Genomic DNA, 15,720 nt, shown 5'->3' on the forward strand with positions numbered 1-15,720 from the left:
CCCCCGCCTGGACCCACCACGATTACGGTTTCCATGTCACAACAAGGGCCGGCAATGCCGGCCCAACCGGTCAAACTCTAGCTGGCGACATCCAGGAACCCCGGGTGCTGAGCCAGCGCATGCGGGCTGAACACGAGCCAGGGTTGCTCCCGATGGAAGACGCCATGGATAAAGGGCTGCAGGACCGCTTCGAGGGGCGGCAACTGCTCGGAGAAGGTATCCACCGGGAAGTGCTGCATGCCGAACACCTCATCGACGATGAGGCCGGCGAAGACTTCCTGGTGTTCCACGACGAGCACGCGCCGCTGCTTGCGCAGAGGCGACAGCTCCGCGCCGAGGAAGCCGCACAGGTCCATGATCGGCAGCAGGCGGCCGCGCACGTTGGCGACCCCCTTCACCCAGTCACGGACACCGGGCAGCAGTGTGTAGCGCGGCTCGTGAAGAACCTCGCCGACCTCCCCCATGGGCGCTACGAACAGGCGCCCAGCCATGCGAAAGCCGATGCCGTTCCAGCTCTGCACCACCTCGCGCTGGGCGGGCAGGCCCGCAGCCAGCTGCCGACAGCGCTGATCGATCTGGACGAGAACCTCGAAAGGACTCTGGACTTCCGCCATGCCGGCCCTGGCCTTCTCTAATAATTATGTTCGGTACGTGCAGGTACGGCTGTATCAGCCGGCCAGCACCGAATTGATGGTCTTGAGCAGTGTTTCTTCGTCCACCGGCTTGGTCAGGTAGTCGCGAGCGCCCTGGCGCTTGCCCCAGACCTTGTCGGTTTCCTGGTCCTTGGTGGTGACGATGATCACCGGAATGGCGCTGGTTTCCGGGTCCTTGGACAGCTGACGGGTCGCCTGGAAGCCGTTCAGGCCGGGCATGACGATGTCCATCAGGACGACGTCCGGCTTTTCCTGGCGAGCCAGGGCCACGCCGTCGGCGCCGTTTTCGGCCTTGAGTACCTGGTGCGAGTGCTTTTCCAGCATCGCGGTCAGCTTGTACATCTCGGTCGGCGAGTCATCAACAATCAGAATTCGAGCCATTGTGGTCCCCATACGGAATAGGCGTCACCGGCGCTCGCGCCGGACTTCAGGAAGCGTGCTCCACCGGGGTGAAGTCGGGCACATGGGTCTTGATCGCGCCGAGCAGTTCTTCCTTGCTGAAGGGCTTGGTGAGGTACTGATCGGAACCGACGATGCGACCCTTGGCCTTGTCGAACAGGCCGTCCTTGGAGGACAGCATGATCACCGGCGTGGATTTGAAGGCACTATTGTTCTTGATCAGGGCGCAGGTCTGATAGCCATCCAGGCGCGGCATCATGATGTCGACGAAGATGATGCTGGGATGGGTATCGGCGATCTTGGCCAGCGCGTCGAAGCCGTCGATGGCTGTAATGACATCGCAGCCAACCTTCTTCAGCAGGGTTTCAGCCGTGCGACGAATCGTCTTGGAATCGTCGATCACCATTACTTTCAAACCGTCGGAATGCTGTTCCATGTTCGCCCTTACCATCTTCGGTGAGTCGTTTTTCCGCTTTTTATTTCAGTGCGCAAGCGCCCTGCCACCGTCGGGCTGCGACCCAATCGTGGGAACCTTTTACCACAATCGTCAGAATCTTTACCACGCCCAGCAAATTCAGGCCATAAGACCCGGAACACGCAGGCTTTTTCCTTGACCGAGCGCACATCCAGCGCCACCCTGAGCGTCCATTTTCAGCCTTTTCGGCGCGGCTCTGCGTCGCAGCCCCAAGCCCAACAGACTCCCCCAGGAGGACATCCCATGAGCGTACGCCTCGGGATCGTGATGGACCCCATCGCGCAGATCAGTTTCAAGAAGGACAGCTCGCTGGCCATGCTGCTGGCAGCCCAGGCCCGTGGTTGGCAACTGTTCTATATGGAACAGCAGGATCTTTACCAGAAAGAGAACGTCGCCCGCGGTCGCATGCGCCCGCTCAAGGTGTTCTACGATCCGGCCCACTGGTTCGAACTGGAAGAGGAAGTCGACCAGCCGCTGTCGGAACTGGACGTGACCCTGATGCGCAAGGACCCGCCCTTCGACAACGAGTTCGTCTACTCCACCTACCTGCTGGAACAGGCCGAAGCCGCCGGCACGCTCATCGTCAACAAGCCGCAGAGCCTGCGTGATTGCAACGAGAAGTACTTTGCCACGCTCTTCCCGCAGTGCGCGCCACCAACAGTGGTGAGCCGCCGGTCCGATATTCTGCGCGAGTTCGCGGCGGAGCATCGTGACATCATTCTCAAACCCCTGGATGGCATGGGTGGATCGATGATCTTCCGCCACCGCGAAGGCGACCCGAACCTCTCGGTGATCCTCGAGACCCTGACTCGTCACGGCCAGGAGCAGGTCATGGCGCAACGCTATTTGCCGGCCATCAAGGATGGCGACAAGCGCATCCTGATGATCGACGGCGAGCCGGTGGAGTACTGCCTGGCGCGCATCCCGGCGCAGGGCGAGACCCGCGGCAACCTCGCCGCCGGTGGCCGTGGCGTGGCCCAGCCGCTGACCGAGCGCGACCGCTGGATCGCCGCCCAGGTCGGCCCGGAGCTGCGCAAACGCGGCCTGCTGTTCGTCGGCTTGGACGTCATCGGCGAGAACCTCACCGAGATCAACGTCACCAGCCCGACCTGCATCCGCGAGATCGATGCGGCCTACGACACGCGCATCGGTGAGAGACTGATGGCAGTCATCGACGAAAAGCTCAAGGCGCGCAGTGCGTCATAGACTTTTATAAGCCTCGTCGGCAGACTTCCGCCCCACCCTGGCCTACGCGACCCGCAATGAACGCTGCAACCCACCAAGACTTCCCCGTGTCCTCCGGCGTCCGTCCGGCGGACCGGCTGGGTTTCACCCTGTTCGTTGCGGCCATCCTGCACGTGGCCGTGCTGCTGGGCGTGGGCTTCACCATGCCCATGCCCAGCCAGCTGAGCAAGACGCTGGAAATCACCCTGGCCAGCTTCAAGAGCGACAAGGCGCCGGAGAAAGCCGACTACCTTGCCCAGATGAACCAGCAGGGCAGCGGTACCCTGGAACACAAGGCGGTCCCCAAGACCACCGAGCAGGCGCCGTTCCAGGACACCGAAGTCAAGAAGGTCGCCCCGCCGGCCACTCCGCGCCAGGCCAAAAGCCCGGAAGCGCCCAAGGCCGCCGTCGCCACCCGCACCCCGCGCCCGGACAAGGTGCAGACCAAACAGCAGACGCCCAAGGCCGAGACCGTCGCCAAGCCGGCGCCGCAGTTCGACTCCAGCCAGCTCTCGGCGGAAATCTCCAGCCTCGAAGCCGACCTTGCCCGCGAGCAGCAGGCCTACGCCAAGCGCCCGCGCATCCACCGCCTGAGCGCCGCCTCGACCATGCGCGACAAGGGCGCCTGGTATAAAGAGGAATGGCGCAAGAAGATCGAGCGCATCGGCAACCTCAACTACCCGGACGAAGCCCGCCGCCAGCGCATCTACGGCAGCCTGCGCCTGCTGGTGTCGATCAACCGCGACGGCTCCCTGTATGAAGTCCAGGTGCTCGAGTCCTCCGGCCAGCCCACCCTGGACCAGGCCGCCCAGCGCATCGTGCGCCTGGCCGCCCCCTTCGCGCCCTTCTCCGGCGACCTGAACGACATCGACCGCCTGGAAATCATCCGTACCTGGCGCTTCGAGCGCGGCGATCGCCTGTCCAGCAACTGATCCGACGCCCCCGCCGACCTCTGCCGGCGCTTTCAAGTCTTGTCCCTTTGGCCCCCAGGCCTGAAACTAGCCGGCATGAAAAGCACAGCCGCCAGCTACCTCAAGCACCATTTCCTCATCGCCATGCCGCACATGGCGGACTCCAACTTCGCCCAGACGGTCACCTACCTCGTGGAACACAACGAGCAGGGCGCCATGGGCCTGGTCATCAATCGCCCCAGCGGCCTGAACCTCGCCGATGTGCTCGAACAGCTGCGCCCGGACGAATTGCCGCCGGTACGCTGCCAAGGCATGACCATCTACAGCGGCGGGCCGGTGCAGACCGACCGCGGCTTCGTCCTGCACCCCGCCGGACGCAGCTACCAGGCCACCCTGGAACTGGGCGAGCTGTCGCTGTCCACTTCCCAGGACGTACTGTTCGCCATCGCCGACGGCAGCGGCCCGGCCCAGCACCTGATCACCCTTGGTTACGCGGGCTGGGAAGCCGGCCAGCTGGAAGCCGAACTGGCCGACAACGCCTGGCTGACCTGCCCGGCCGACCCTGCGGTGCTCTTCGAGGTGCCGGCCGAACAGCGCCTGTCGGCGGCCGCCGAGCGCCTGGGGATCAACCTCAGCCTGCTCACCGCCCAGGCCGGGCACGCCTGATGAGCAGCAAACCCCTGCGCCTGCTCCTGGGCTTCGACTACGGCACCAAGCAGATCGGCGTCGCCGTCGGCCAGGCCATCACCGGCCAGGCCCGCGAGCTCTGCGTGCTCAAGGCACAGAACGGCGTGCCGGACTGGAACCGCGTGGAAGCCCTGATCAAGGAATGGCAACCCGACGCCATCGTCGTCGGCCTGCCGCTGAACATGGATGGCACCCCCAGCGAGATGAGCGAACGCGCCGAAAAGTTCGCCCGCCGCCTGAACGGCCGCTACAACCTGCCGGTGCACACCCATGACGAACGCCTGACCACTTACGCCGCCAAGGGCGAACGCCTGGCCCAGGGCCAGACGGGCGGCTACCGCGAGCGCCCGGTGGACGCCCTGGCCGCCGCCCTGCTGCTGGAGGGCTGGCTGGCGGAGAACACCCCTGCTTGACCTGCGGCAGAGCCCCTTGGGCCAAAGCCGCTAAGCTTGCCGGACCACTCCTTCCCGGAACGGTCCGCCCCGATGGCCGCCCGTGCCGGGTGGCCTCGCCAACCGAACCGGAGACGTCATGACCCTGCCAAGCCCCGCCGAACTCATCCCCCGCATGGCCACCGACCTGCGCAACTACCTCGCGCAGCGCGGCATCGACTCGCCACGCTTCGTCGGCATCCACACCGGCGGCATCTGGGTCGCCCAGGAACTGCTCAAGGCACTGGGCAGCGACGAGATCCTCGGCATCCTCGACGTCTCCTTCTACCGCGACGACTTCACCCGCAGCGGCCTGCACCCGCAGGTCCGTCCGTCGGAACTGCCCTTCGAGATCGACGGCCAGCACCTGATCCTGGTGGACGACGTGCTGATGAGCGGCCGGACCATCCGTGCCGCGCTGAACGAGCTGTTCGACTATGGCCGCCCGGCCAGCGTGACCCTGGTCAGCCTGGTGGACCTGAACAAGCGCGAACTGCCGATTCGCCCGGATGTCGTCGGCGAAACCCTGTCATTGGCACCCAACGAGCGGGTAAAATTGCGCGGTCCCGCACCACTCGTCCTCGAGCGCACGCTTCTCAGCCCCGCGCTGTAACCCCGCGCGCCCGGACCTCCACCCCCAACTTTCAGGGCCTGCCACATGCCGACCGACGCCAAGCGCCCGCTGCAGCTCAACGACCTGGGCCAGCTGCGCCACTTCCTCTCGCTCGACGGGTTGTCCCGCGAACTGCTGACTGAAATCCTCGATACCGCCGACTCCTTCCTCGAAGTCGGCGCCCGTGCAGTGAAGAAGGTCCCGCTGCTGCGCGGCAAGACCGTGTGCAACGTGTTCTTCGAGAATTCCACGCGCACCCGCACCACCTTCGAACTGGCCGCCCAGCGCCTGTCCGCCGACGTCATCTCGCTGAACGTGTCGACCTCATCGACCAGCAAGGGCGAGACGCTCACCGACACCCTGCGCAACCTCGAGGCCATGGCCGCCGACATGTTCGTCGTGCGCCACAGCGACTCGGGCGCCGCGCATTTCATCGCCGAGCACGTCAGCCCCAACGTCGCCGTGATCAACGGTGGCGACGGCCGCCACGGCCACCCGACCCAGGGCATGCTCGACATGCTCACCATCCGCCGCCACAAGGGAGACTTCGAGAACCTCTCGGTGGCCATCGTCGGTGACATCCTGCACTCGCGGGTGGCGCGCTCCGACATGCTGGCGCTGAAGACCCTCGGCTGCCCGGACATCCGTGTGATCGCCCCGCGCACCCTGCTGCCGGTGGGCCTGGAAGAGCAGTACGGGGTGAAGGTCTTCACCAACGCCGACGAAGGCCTGAAGGACGTCGACGTGGTGATCATGCTGCGCCTGCAGCGCGAGCGCATGGCCGGCGGCCTGCTGCCCAGCGAAGGCGAGTTCTTCAAACTCTACGGCCTGACCCAGAAGCGCCTGAAGCTGGCCAAGCCCGATGCCATCGTCATGCACCCCGGCCCGATCAACCGCGGCGTGGAGATCGACTCCGCCGTGGCCGACGGTGAACAGTCGGTGATCCTCAACCAGGTCACCTACGGCATCGCCATCCGCATGGCCGTGCTGTCCATGGCCATGAGCGGCCAGAACGCCCAACGCCAGCTGGAACAGGAGGACGCGCAATGACCGTCAGTATTCGTGGCGCCCACCTGATCGACCCGGCCAGCGGCCTGGACAAGGTCTGCGACCTGCACATCGAGGCCGGCCGCATCATCGCCATCGGCGACGCCCCCGAAGGCTTCCACGCCGCCCAGGAAATCGACGCCGCCGGCCTGATCGCCGCGCCCGGCCTGGTAGACCTGAGCGTCGCCCTGCGCGAGCCGGGCTACAGCCGCAAGGGCAGCATCGAAAGCGAAACCCGCGCCGCCGCCGCCGGGGGCGTCACCAGCCTGTGCTTCCCGCCGCAGACCAAGCCGGTGCTGGACACTTCCGCCGTCGCCGAGCTGATCCTCGACCGCGCCCGCGAAGCCGGCAACGCCAAGGTCTTCCCCATCGGCGCACTGACTAAAGGCCTCGCCGGCGAGCAGTTGTCCGAACTGGTCGCGCTGCGCGATGCCGGCTGCGTGGCCTTCACCAACGGCCTGGCGCCGATGGCGAGCAACCGCGTACTGCTGCGCTCGCTGGAGTACGCGGCGACCTTCGACCTCACCGTGATCTTCACCTCCCAGGACCACGACCTGGCCGAAGGCGGCCTCGCCCACGAAGGCCCGACCGCCAGCTTCCGCGGCCTGGCCGGCATCCCGGAAACCGCCGAGACCGTGGCCCTGGCGCGCAACCTGCTGCTGGTCGAACAGTCCGGCGTGCGTGCGCACTTCAGCCAGCTGACCAGCGCCCGCGGCGTCGAGCTGATCGCCCAGGCCCAGGCCCGCGGCCTGCCGGTGACCGCCGACGTAGCGCTGTACCAGTTGATCCTGACCGACGAAGCACTGGCGGACTTCTCCAGCCTCTACCACGTGCAGCCGCCGCTGCGCTCGCAGAAGGACCGCGAAGCCCTGCGCGAAGCGGTGAAGAGCGGCGTGATCCAGGCCATCGCCAGCCACCACCAGCCCCACGAGGCAGACGCGAAGAACGCCCCGTTCGCCGCCACCGATCCGGGCATCAGCAGCGTCGAACTGCTACTGCCGCTGGCGATGACCCTGGTGCAGGACGGCCTGCTCGACCTGCCGACCCTGCTCGCACGTCTGTCGTCCGGCCCGGCTGCCGCCCTGCGCCTGCCGGCCGGCAAGCTGGCGATCGGCGCGGCCGCCGACGTGGTGCTGTTCGAAGCCGACGGCCAGACCCTGGCGGGCGAGACCTGGCACTCCCGTGGCCAGAACTGCCCGTTCCTCGGCCACTGCCTGCCGGGCGTGGTGCGCTGCACCCTAGTGGACGGGCATATCGTCCACGCGGTCTGACGCCTCACCGCATCATGAAAAAGCCCGCCGATTGGCGGGCTTTTTCATGATGCAACAGTCCGCCATGAGCAGAGAAGCAGCTCCCTCTCCCTTCAGGGAGAGGGTTGGGGAAAGGGTAGAACTGCCATACAGCCCAATCGCTGACCTGGGCCCCCTCCCTAGCCCTCCCCCTGAAGGGAGAGGGGACAGTTCGGCGCGGATAGGGATTCACAGGCAGCCGGATATCTCAGAAAGGATTAGATCATTGCCAGCGCCTTGGCGAGGTCAGTACGCAGGTCTTCCACGTCTTCCACACCCACCGATAGCCGGATCAGCGAGTCCCCGATCCCCAGCGCCGCACGGTTCTCCGCCGGGATGCTGGCGTGGGTCATGATCGCCGGGTGCTCGATCAGGCTTTCCACGCCGCCCAGGCTTTCTGCCAGGGCGAACAGCTGGACGTTCTCCAGGAAGCGCCGTGAACCGGCCAGGTCGGTGTCCAGGTCCAGCGAGATCATCCCGCCAAAGCCCTTCATCTGCGTGCGCGCCAGCTCGTGCTGCGGATGCGACGGCAGGCCGGGGTAGTAGACGCGCTTCACCTGGGGCTGCTGTTCCAGCCACCTCGCCAGGTCGAGTGCATTGGCGCAGTGCCGCTCCATGCGCAGGGCCAGGGTCTTCACCCCGCGCAGGGTGAGGAAGGCGTCGAACGGCCCGGCGATGGCGCCCACCGAGTTCTGCAAAAAGCCCACCCGCTCGGCTAGGTCGGGGTTGTCGCCGACGATGGCGATGCCGCCGATGACGTCCGAATGGCCATTGAGGTACTTGGTGGTGGAGTGCACCACGATGTCAAAGCCCAGCTCCAGCGGCCGCTGGATCCACGGGCTGGCAAAGGTGTTGTCGGCCACGCAGAGGATGCCGCGCTCGCGGCAGGTGCGGGCGATGGCGGCCAGGTCGGTCAGGCGCAGCAGCGGGTTGCTCGGGGTTTCCACCCAGACCATGCGCGTCTTGTCCGTCAGCGCCGCTTCCAGCGCGCCGGGCTGGGACAGGTCGGCGAAGTGGAAATCGTGCCCGGCGCTGCGCCGCCGTACCCGCTCGAACAGGCGGAAGGTGCCGCCGTAGAGGTCGTTGCCGGAGACGATGTGCGAGCCGGCGTCGAGCAACTCCAGCACCGCCGAGATGGCCGCCAGACCCGAGGCGAAGGCGAACGCCTTGCTGCCCCCTTCCAGGTCCGCCACGCAGCGCTCCAGCGCCCAGCGCGTGGGGTTGTGCGAGCGGCCGTAGTCCAGGCCCTTGTGCACGCCGGGGCTGTCCTGGCGGTAGGTGGAGTTGGCGTAGATCGGCGGCATGATCGCCCCGGTGGAAGGGTCCGGCTCCTGCCCGGCGTGGATCACGCGGGTGGCGAAACCGAGGCGGTCGTCGTGCTGGCTCATGCGAGGGTCCTCCGTAGATGGTTGAGCAGGTCGAATCGGGTGATCAGGCCGTGGAAACCCGAGGCGTCGGCGATGATCGCCACCAGCCCGCGTGCCAGCACGGCTTCGAGTTCCTTGAGGCTGGCGCCGGGCGCGAGGGTTTCCGGGGCGGTGCTCATGGCGCTGGCGACATCGCTGCGGAAATGCGCCGGGTCGTCATGCACACCCAGCAGGATGTCGGACTCGTCGATGACACCGACCAGCCGCTGGCCGTCGAGCACGGGGAGCTGTGAGATATCCGCCAAGCGCATGCGCTGGAAGGCGGTAAGCAGGGTGTCGCCCGGGCCGACGGCGACCACCCTGCCCTCCTCGAAGCGCCGCGCGACGATGTCGCGCAGGTCGCCGTAGCGCTTGCGCTGCAACAGGCCCTGGTCGGTCATCCACTGGTCGTTGTAGACCTTCGACAGGTAACGCGTGCCGGTGTCGCAGACCAGGCTGACCACGCGCTTGGATTCCTTCTGCTCGCGGCAGAAGCGCAGCGCGGCGGCCAGCAGGGTGCCGGTGGACGAACCGGCGGCAATACCCTCATTGCGCAGCAGCTCGCGGGCGGTGCTGAAGCTTTCCTCGTCGCTGATGGAGTAGGCGTGGCGCACGCTGGAGAGGTCGGCGATCGAGGGCACGAAGTCTTCGCCTATGCCTTCCACCGCCCAGGAACCGGGCGTGCCGATGGCCCCGGAGCGCGAGTACTCGGCCATGATCGAGCCCACCGGGTCGGCCAGGACCATTTCCAGTTCCGGCTGGACCTTCTGGAAGAAGCGCGTGAGGCCGGTCAGGGTGCCGGCGGAGCCGACGCCGACCACCACAGCGTCGAGGTCATGGCCGGTCTGTGCCCATATTTCAGGGCCGGTGCCGGTCTCGTGGGCCAGCGGGTTGGCGGGGTTGTTGAACTGGTCGGCGAAGAAGGCGTTCGGCAGGTCTTTCGCCAGGCGCGCGGCAACGTCCTGGTAGTACTCGGGGTGGCCCTTGCCGACGTCGGAGCGAGTGATGTGCACCTCGGCGCCCATGGCGCGCAGGTGCAGGACCTTCTCGGTGGACATCTTGTCCGGCACCACCAGCACTACCCGGTAGCCCTTGGCGCGGCCCACCAGTGCCAGGCCCAGACCGGTGTTGCCGGCGGTGGCTTCGACTATCACGCCACCGGGCTTGAGCCGGCCATCGCGTTCGGCGGCCTCGATCATGGCGACGCCGATGCGGTCCTTGATGGAGCCGCCGGGATTCTGCGATTCGAGCTTGAGGAACAGGGTGCAGGGTCCGGTATCGAAGCGCGTGACGCGGACCATGGGGGTATTGCCGATCAGATCGAGTACGGCGGGGCGGGATTCGTTGCTCATGGCAGCCACTCCTTCTGGGCGCCACGGGGATCGCCCGGCAGCGCCTGCTACTGTCCTCCTGACCTTAGGCGGATGGCAAAGCTCGCGCCAGGCGGCGCGACGAAAGAGAGCGGCATTGGCTTTTCGTAGGAGCGGGGGGGAACGCCCAGTCCTTGCTCGCGAACATCCCGAGCGCCGAGGCTGGGGCGGTTCGCGGGCAAGCTCGCTCCTACATAAAAGAAGGATCAGATGCGCTGCGGCCCGTTGCGCTCGGAAATCTGGCTGTTCAGCGTCCAGAAGTCGTACAGCACGCCGACCAGGAACAGGCCACCGGTGAACAGGTAGATGATCCCGGTGATCCACTTGCCCATGTACATGCGGTGCACGCCGAACACGCCGAGGAAGGTCAGCAGGATCCAGGCGACGTTGTAGTCGATGCCGCCAGCGCGGTAGCGCTGGTCCGCCGCATCATCCATGGAGGGGATGAGGAACAGGTCGATGATCCAGCCGATGAAGAACAGGCCGAGGGTGAAGAACCAGATGGTGCCGGTAATCGGCCGGCCATAGTAGAAGCGGTGCGAGCCGGTGAAGCCGAAAATCCACAGCAGGTAGCCGATGACCTTGCTGTGAGTATCAGGGTTGGCGGACATGCCTTTCTCCCGTTGCGTTGCGTTGCGTGACAGCCAGAATAAACGAAAAGCCCGCACTAGGCGGGCTCTTCAGGTCAGCGGAAGCGGCGATTGGGATCGTCGTCGCTCATCTCCAGGGTCAGGCCCTGGGTCATGGTGGTCAAGTGGTCGGCGTCGGTTTCCGAACCCAGCTTGATCATCAGGCGCAGGTCGTTCGCCGAGTCGGCATAGGCCAGCGCATCTTCGTAGGTGATCTCGCCCTGGATGTAGAGCTGGTACAGCGCCTGATCGAAGGTCTGCATGCCCTGCTCGGTGGAGCGCTTCATCAGCGGCTTGAGCTCGTGGACTTCGCCCTTGCGGATCAGGTCGGCGGCCAGCGGGGTGTTCAGCAGCACCTCGATCACCGCGCGGCGGCCCTTGCCGTCCGGGGTCGGTACCAGCTGCTGGGCGACGATGGCCTTGAGGTTGAGCGACAGGTCCATCCACACCTGGCCGTGACGGTCTGCGGGGAAGAAATGGATGATCCGCTCCAGCGCCTGGTTGGCGTTGTTGGCGTGCAGGGTCGCCAGGCACAGGTGGCCGGTTTCGGCGAAGGCCACGGCGTGGTCCATGGTCTCGCGCGAGCGCACCTCGCCGATCATGATCACGTCCGGCGCCTGGCGCAGGGTGTTCTTCAGGGCGACTTCGAAGGTATCGGTATCCAGGCCCACTTCGCGCTGGGTGACGATGCAGCCCTGGTGCTGGTGGATGTACTCGATGGGATCTTCGATGGAGATGATGTGGCCGGTGGAGTTCTTGTTGCGGTAGCCGATCATGGCCGCCAGCGAGGTCGACTTGCCGGTACCGGTGGCGCCGACGAAGATCACCAGGCCGCGCTTGGTCATCGCCAGCTTCTTGAGGATTTCCGGCAGTTTCAGGTCATCGATGGTCGGGATGTTGGTCTCGATGCGACGCAGCACCATGCCCACCAGGTTGCGCTGGTAGAAGGCGCTGACGCGGAAACGGCCGACGCCGCGGGCGCTGATGGCGAAGTTGCACTCGTGGTTCTCGGCGAAGTCGCGACGCTGCTGCTCGTTCATCACCGACAGCACGGTTTCGCGGGTCTGCTCCGGCGACAGCGCGGTCTTGGTCACCGGCAACACCTTGCCGTTGACCTTCATCGACGGTGGTACGCCCGCTGTGATGAACAGGTCGGAGGCCCCCTTTTCCACCATCAGGCGCAACAGCTTCTCGAATTCCATGATCTTTCTCGCCAGGTTCACGCTGACTACGACGGGGCTGTCGGATCACGAAGCGGGTGCGTGTGGCGCGCTCCGTGCGCCGGGCCGGGAACGGCCCGGTGGGATTAGAAGTTTTCCGGGATCTTGGCTTTTTCTTTCGCCGAATCGCGGGTGACCAGGCCCTTGGCGACCAGGCCTTTCAGGCACATGTCCAGGGTCTGCATGCCGAGCGCGCCGCCGGTCTGGATGGCGGAGTACATCTGCGCGACCTTGTCCTCACGGATCAGGTTACGGATCGCCGGGGTGCCGATCATGATCTCGTGGGCCGCGACACGGCCGCCACCGATCTTCTTCAGCAGGGTCTGGGAGATCACCGCCTGCAGGGACTCGGAGAGCATGGAGCGGACCATGGACTTCTCCTCGGCGGGGAACACGTCGACGATACGGTCGATGGTCTTGGCCGCGGAGGTGGTGTGCAGGGTGCCGAAGACCAGGTGGCCGGTTTCCGCCGCGGTCAGCGCCAGGCGGATGGTCTCCAGGTCACGCATCTCGCCGACCAGGATGATGTCCGGGTCCTCACGCAGGGCCGAGCGCAGTGCCTCGTTGAAGCCCAGGGTGTCGCGGTGCACCTCACGCTGGTTGACCAGGCACTTCTTCGACTCGTGGACGAATTCGATCGGGTCTTCGACAGTGAGAATGTGGCTGTACTTGGTGTTGTTCAGGTAGTCGAGCATCGCCGCCAGCGAGGTGGACTTGCCCGAACCGGTCGGCCCGGTGACCAGCACCAGGCCGCGCGGCACGTCTGAAACACGTTTGAACACTTCTCCCATTCCCAGGTCCTCCATCGTGAGTACCTTGGAGGGAATGGTCCGGAACACGGCGCCGGCGCCGCGGTTCTGGTTGAAGGCGTTGACCCGGAAGCGGGCCACGCCCGGCACTTCGAAGGAAAAGTCGGTTTCCAGGAACTCTTCGTAATCCTTACGCTGCTTGTCGTTCATGATGTCGTAGATCAGCGCGTGAACCTGCTTGTGCTCGAGCGGCGGCAGGTTGATGCGGCGCACATCGCCGTCGACGCGGATCATCGGCGGCAGGCCGGCCGAGAGGTGCAGGTCCGAAGCGCCCTGCTTGGCGCTGAAGGCGAGCAGCTCGGTAATATCCATGGGACTCCCCAATCAAGAGCAAGCAGGTAGAATGCCGCAGAACTCGCAGCAGCCGGGCGGAAAAGCGACGGTAATGTCCACGATAGCAGAGAATATTGCAAAGGTTCGCGTACGAATCCGTGAGGCGGAACAAGCGAAAAATCGCACGCCTGGCTCGGTGCAGTTGCTCGCCGTGAGCAAGACCAAACCCGCCGCCGCCATCCGCGAAGCGTATGCCGAAGGCCTGGCCGATTTCGGCGAAAACTACCTGCAGGAAGCACTGCTCAAGCAGGCCGAGCTGGCCGACCTGCCGCTGACCTGGCACTTCATCGGCCCTATCCAGTCGAACAAGACCCGGCCCATCGCCGAGCACTTCCACTGGGTGCATTCGGTGGACCGCCTGAAGATCGCCCAGCGCCTTTCCGAACAGCGCCCGACGAACCTGCCGCCGCTGAACGTGCTGCTGCAGGTGAATGTCAGCGGCGAAGACAGCAAATCCGGCTGTTCCCCCGAAGAACTGCCTGCCCTTGCCCAGGCAATTTCGCAACTGCCCCACTTGAAACTGCGCGGTCTGATGGCCATACCTGAGCCAACCGAAGACGTTGCCGCGCAGCACGCTGCATTTGCCCGCCTGCGCGAGCTGATGCACGCCCTGAACCTCGGCCTGGACACCCTGTCCATGGGCATGAGCCACGACCTCGAAGCCGCCATCGGCGAAGGCGCCACCTGGGTACGGATCGGTACCGCCCTGTTCGGCGCCCGCGACTACGGCGCCTCGCACTGAATAAAGGAAGAGACGTAATGAGCACCCGCATTGCCTTCATCGGCGCCGGCAACATGGCCGCCAGTCTCATCGGCGGCCTGCGCGCCAAGGGCGTCGAAGCCAGCCGCATCCGCGCCAGCGACCCGGGTGCCGAGCAGCGCGCGAAGATCGCTGCCGAGCACGGCATCGACGTGGTCGGCGACAACGCCAGCGCCGTGGCTGGCGCCGACGTGGTGGTCCTGGCGGTCAAGCCGCAGGTCATGAAGGACGTCTGCCTGGCGCTGGCGCCGTCCCTGTCCGATAGCGCACTGATCGTCTCCATCGCCGCCGGCATCCCCTGCGCCAGCCTCGAACGCTGGCTGGGCGCCGTGAGCGACCAGCCGCGCGCCATCGTCCGCTGCATGCCCAACACCCCGGCCCTGGTCGGCCTGGGCGCCAGCGGCCTGTACCCCAATTCGAGCGTCAGTGCCACCCAGCGCGAGCAGGCGCAGCAACTGCTGAGCGCCGTGGGCATCGCCCTGTGGCTGGACGAGGAGCGGCAGATCGACGCGGTCACCGCCGTCTCCGGCAGCGGCCCGGCCTACTTCTTCCTGCTGATGGAAGCCATGACCGCCGCCGGCGAGAAGCTCGGCCTGTCCCGCGAAGTCGCCGGCCAGCTGGCCCGCCAGACCGCCCTGGGCGCCGCGCAGATGGCCACCACCAGCGATGTCGATCCCGCCGAACTGCGCCGCCGCGTGACCTCGCCCAAGGGCACCACCGAAGCGGCCATCACCACTTTCCAGGCCAACGGTTTCGAGGCGCTGGTGGAGAAGGCGGTAGGCGCTGCCGACCACCGTTCCGCCGAGCTGGCCGAACAACTGGGTCAATGACGAGGAGCCCTCAATGACCGGAATTTCCACCGCTGCCATTTACGTCATCCAGACGCTGGGCAGCCTGTACCTGCTGATCGTCCTGCTGCGCTTCATCCTGCAACTGGTCCGCGCCGACTTCTACAACCCGCTCAGCCAGTTCATCGTGCGCGCCACCAAGCCGCTGCTGAACCCGCTGCGCCGCGTCATCCCCGGCTTCGGCGGTATCGACTTCGCCTCGCTGGTACTGGCCATCCTGGTCCAGCTGCTGCTGATGGTCATCACCCTGACCCTGATGGGCTATGGCGTCGGCGGCTACATCCTGCAGCTGCTGGTGTGGTCGATCATCGCGGTGACCTCGCTGTTCCTGAAGATCTTCTTCTTTGCCCTGATCATCAGCGTGATTCTCTCCTGGGTCGCCCCGGGCAGCTACAACCCCGGCGCCCAGCTGGTGAACCAGATCTGCGAACCGTTCCTGGCGCCCTTCCGCAAGCTCCTGCCGAACCTCGGCGGCCTGGATATCTCGCCGATCTTCGCCTTCATCGCGCTGAAGCTGATCGACATGCTGGTGATCGGCAACCTGGCCGCGATGACCGGGATGCCGCAGATCCTCAGCCCCTTCATGTAACTGACCAGGGAGCTCGCCCGCGCGGCG

At 65.7% G+C, this 15,720-nt stretch carries 18 protein-coding genes; 10 read left to right on the forward strand and 8 right to left on the reverse strand.

All coding sequences use genetic code 11. The annotated features are described in order from the left end of the window. Positions 1 to 77: 77 nt before the first annotated feature. The 3 genes from GJV37_RS18460 to pilG are packed head-to-tail and all read right to left on the reverse strand — an operon-like array spanning position 78 to position 1,488. The gene (locus GJV37_RS18460; RefSeq protein WP_017520132.1) at positions 78 to 614 is read right to left on the reverse strand and encodes a chemotaxis protein CheW; all 537 of its coding nucleotides are present in this window, start codon (positions 612 to 614) and stop codon (positions 78 to 80) included. A 54-nt stretch (positions 615 to 668) separates the two neighbouring features. After that, the gene (gene pilH, locus GJV37_RS18465) at positions 669 to 1,034 is read right to left on the reverse strand and encodes a twitching motility response regulator PilH (protein WP_024766237.1); all 366 of its coding nucleotides are present in this window, start codon (positions 1,032 to 1,034) and stop codon (positions 669 to 671) included. Between the two features lie 46 nt (positions 1,035 to 1,080). Continuing rightward, on the reverse strand, positions 1,081 to 1,488 hold the full coding sequence (pilG, locus tag GJV37_RS18470; RefSeq protein WP_015475142.1) for a twitching motility response regulator PilG: 408 nt from the start codon (positions 1,486 to 1,488) through the stop codon (positions 1,081 to 1,083). A 282-nt stretch (positions 1,489 to 1,770) separates the two neighbouring features. Between pilG and gshB the strand changes: the two genes are divergently transcribed. The 7 genes from gshB to GJV37_RS18505 all read left to right on the forward strand — a co-directional run bounded on the left by gshB (position 1,771) and on the right by GJV37_RS18505 (position 7,711). Beyond that, the gene (gene gshB, locus GJV37_RS18475) at positions 1,771 to 2,733 is read left to right on the forward strand and encodes a glutathione synthase (RefSeq protein WP_193452815.1); all 963 of its coding nucleotides are present in this window, start codon (positions 1,771 to 1,773) and stop codon (positions 2,731 to 2,733) included. A 56-nt stretch (positions 2,734 to 2,789) separates the two neighbouring features. Continuing rightward, complete coding sequence (locus GJV37_RS18480; RefSeq protein ID WP_024766239.1) at positions 2,790 to 3,683, forward strand: energy transducer TonB; 894 nt, start codon at positions 2,790 to 2,792, stop codon at positions 3,681 to 3,683. Positions 3,684 to 3,758: 75 nt separating this feature from the next. Beyond that, positions 3,759 to 4,328, forward strand: a complete 570-nt coding sequence (locus GJV37_RS18485) for a YqgE/AlgH family protein (RefSeq protein WP_024766240.1) — start codon at positions 3,759 to 3,761, stop codon at positions 4,326 to 4,328. Beyond that, positions 4,325 to 4,762: a Holliday junction resolvase RuvX gene (gene ruvX / locus GJV37_RS18490; protein ID WP_089285805.1), complete on the forward strand. Its 438-nt coding sequence runs from the start codon at positions 4,325 to 4,327 to the stop codon at positions 4,760 to 4,762. Before GJV37_RS18485 ends, ruvX begins: the two co-directional genes overlap by 4 nt. 118 nt (positions 4,763 to 4,880) lie before the next feature. Beyond that, positions 4,881 to 5,393 (forward strand): bifunctional pyr operon transcriptional regulator/uracil phosphoribosyltransferase PyrR, encoded by a 513-nt coding sequence (pyrR, locus tag GJV37_RS18495; protein ID WP_024766241.1) that lies wholly within the window; start codon positions 4,881 to 4,883, stop codon positions 5,391 to 5,393. A 45-nt stretch (positions 5,394 to 5,438) separates the two neighbouring features. After that, positions 5,439 to 6,443, forward strand: coding sequence for an aspartate carbamoyltransferase catalytic subunit (locus tag GJV37_RS18500; RefSeq protein ID WP_037013504.1), 1,005 nt, complete (start codon positions 5,439 to 5,441; stop codon positions 6,441 to 6,443). Continuing rightward, a complete protein-coding gene (locus tag GJV37_RS18505) occupies positions 6,440 to 7,711 on the forward strand; it encodes a dihydroorotase (protein WP_024766242.1) in 1,272 nt (423 codons plus the stop codon). Before GJV37_RS18500 ends, GJV37_RS18505 begins: the two co-directional genes overlap by 4 nt. 236 nt (positions 7,712 to 7,947) lie before the next feature. Here GJV37_RS18505 and GJV37_RS18510 read toward each other — a convergent pair whose 3' ends face one another. The 5 genes from GJV37_RS18510 to pilT all read right to left on the reverse strand — a co-directional run bounded on the left by GJV37_RS18510 (position 7,948) and on the right by pilT (position 13,475). Next, positions 7,948 to 9,117 carry a trans-sulfuration enzyme family protein gene (locus tag GJV37_RS18510; protein ID WP_170858006.1) on the reverse strand — a complete coding sequence of 390 codons (1,170 nt, stop codon included), beginning with the start codon at positions 9,115 to 9,117 and terminating at the stop codon, positions 7,948 to 7,950. After that, a complete protein-coding gene (locus GJV37_RS18515; protein WP_170858007.1) occupies positions 9,114 to 10,487 on the reverse strand; it encodes a pyridoxal-phosphate dependent enzyme in 1,374 nt (457 codons plus the stop codon). The genes GJV37_RS18510 and GJV37_RS18515 overlap by 4 nt, the downstream gene beginning before the upstream one ends. Before the next feature lie 224 nt (positions 10,488 to 10,711). Continuing rightward, complete coding sequence (locus tag GJV37_RS18520) at positions 10,712 to 11,116, reverse strand: NINE protein (RefSeq protein WP_024766756.1); 405 nt, start codon at positions 11,114 to 11,116, stop codon at positions 10,712 to 10,714. Positions 11,117 to 11,190: 74 nt separating this feature from the next. Next, positions 11,191 to 12,336 carry a type IV pilus ATPase PilU gene (pilU, locus tag GJV37_RS18525; protein WP_170858008.1) on the reverse strand — a complete coding sequence of 382 codons (1,146 nt, stop codon included), beginning with the start codon at positions 12,334 to 12,336 and terminating at the stop codon, positions 11,191 to 11,193. Positions 12,337 to 12,440: 104 nt separating this feature from the next. Next, complete coding sequence (gene pilT, locus GJV37_RS18530; RefSeq protein WP_024766758.1) at positions 12,441 to 13,475, reverse strand: type IV pilus twitching motility protein PilT; 1,035 nt, start codon at positions 13,473 to 13,475, stop codon at positions 12,441 to 12,443. A 73-nt stretch (positions 13,476 to 13,548) separates the two neighbouring features. Between pilT and GJV37_RS18535 the strand changes: the two genes are divergently transcribed. Genes GJV37_RS18535 through GJV37_RS18545 form a run of 3 tightly spaced genes read left to right on the forward strand, consistent with a single transcriptional unit; the run spans position 13,549 to position 15,693 of the window. Continuing rightward, on the forward strand, positions 13,549 to 14,238 hold the full coding sequence (locus GJV37_RS18535; RefSeq protein ID WP_170858009.1) for a YggS family pyridoxal phosphate-dependent enzyme: 690 nt from the start codon (positions 13,549 to 13,551) through the stop codon (positions 14,236 to 14,238). A gap of 17 nt (positions 14,239 to 14,255) precedes the next feature. After that, positions 14,256 to 15,086, forward strand: a complete 831-nt coding sequence (gene proC / locus GJV37_RS18540) for a pyrroline-5-carboxylate reductase (protein ID WP_193452816.1) — start codon at positions 14,256 to 14,258, stop codon at positions 15,084 to 15,086. Positions 15,087 to 15,099: 13 nt separating this feature from the next. Continuing rightward, the gene (locus GJV37_RS18545; protein ID WP_024766761.1) at positions 15,100 to 15,693 is read left to right on the forward strand and encodes a YggT family protein; all 594 of its coding nucleotides are present in this window, start codon (positions 15,100 to 15,102) and stop codon (positions 15,691 to 15,693) included. The last annotated feature ends 27 nt before the right edge of the window (positions 15,694 to 15,720 follow it).

The organism is Pseudomonas nitroreducens (assembly GCF_010994165.1).
Lineage (GTDB): Bacteria > Pseudomonadota > Gammaproteobacteria > Pseudomonadales > Pseudomonadaceae > Pseudomonas > Pseudomonas nitroreducens.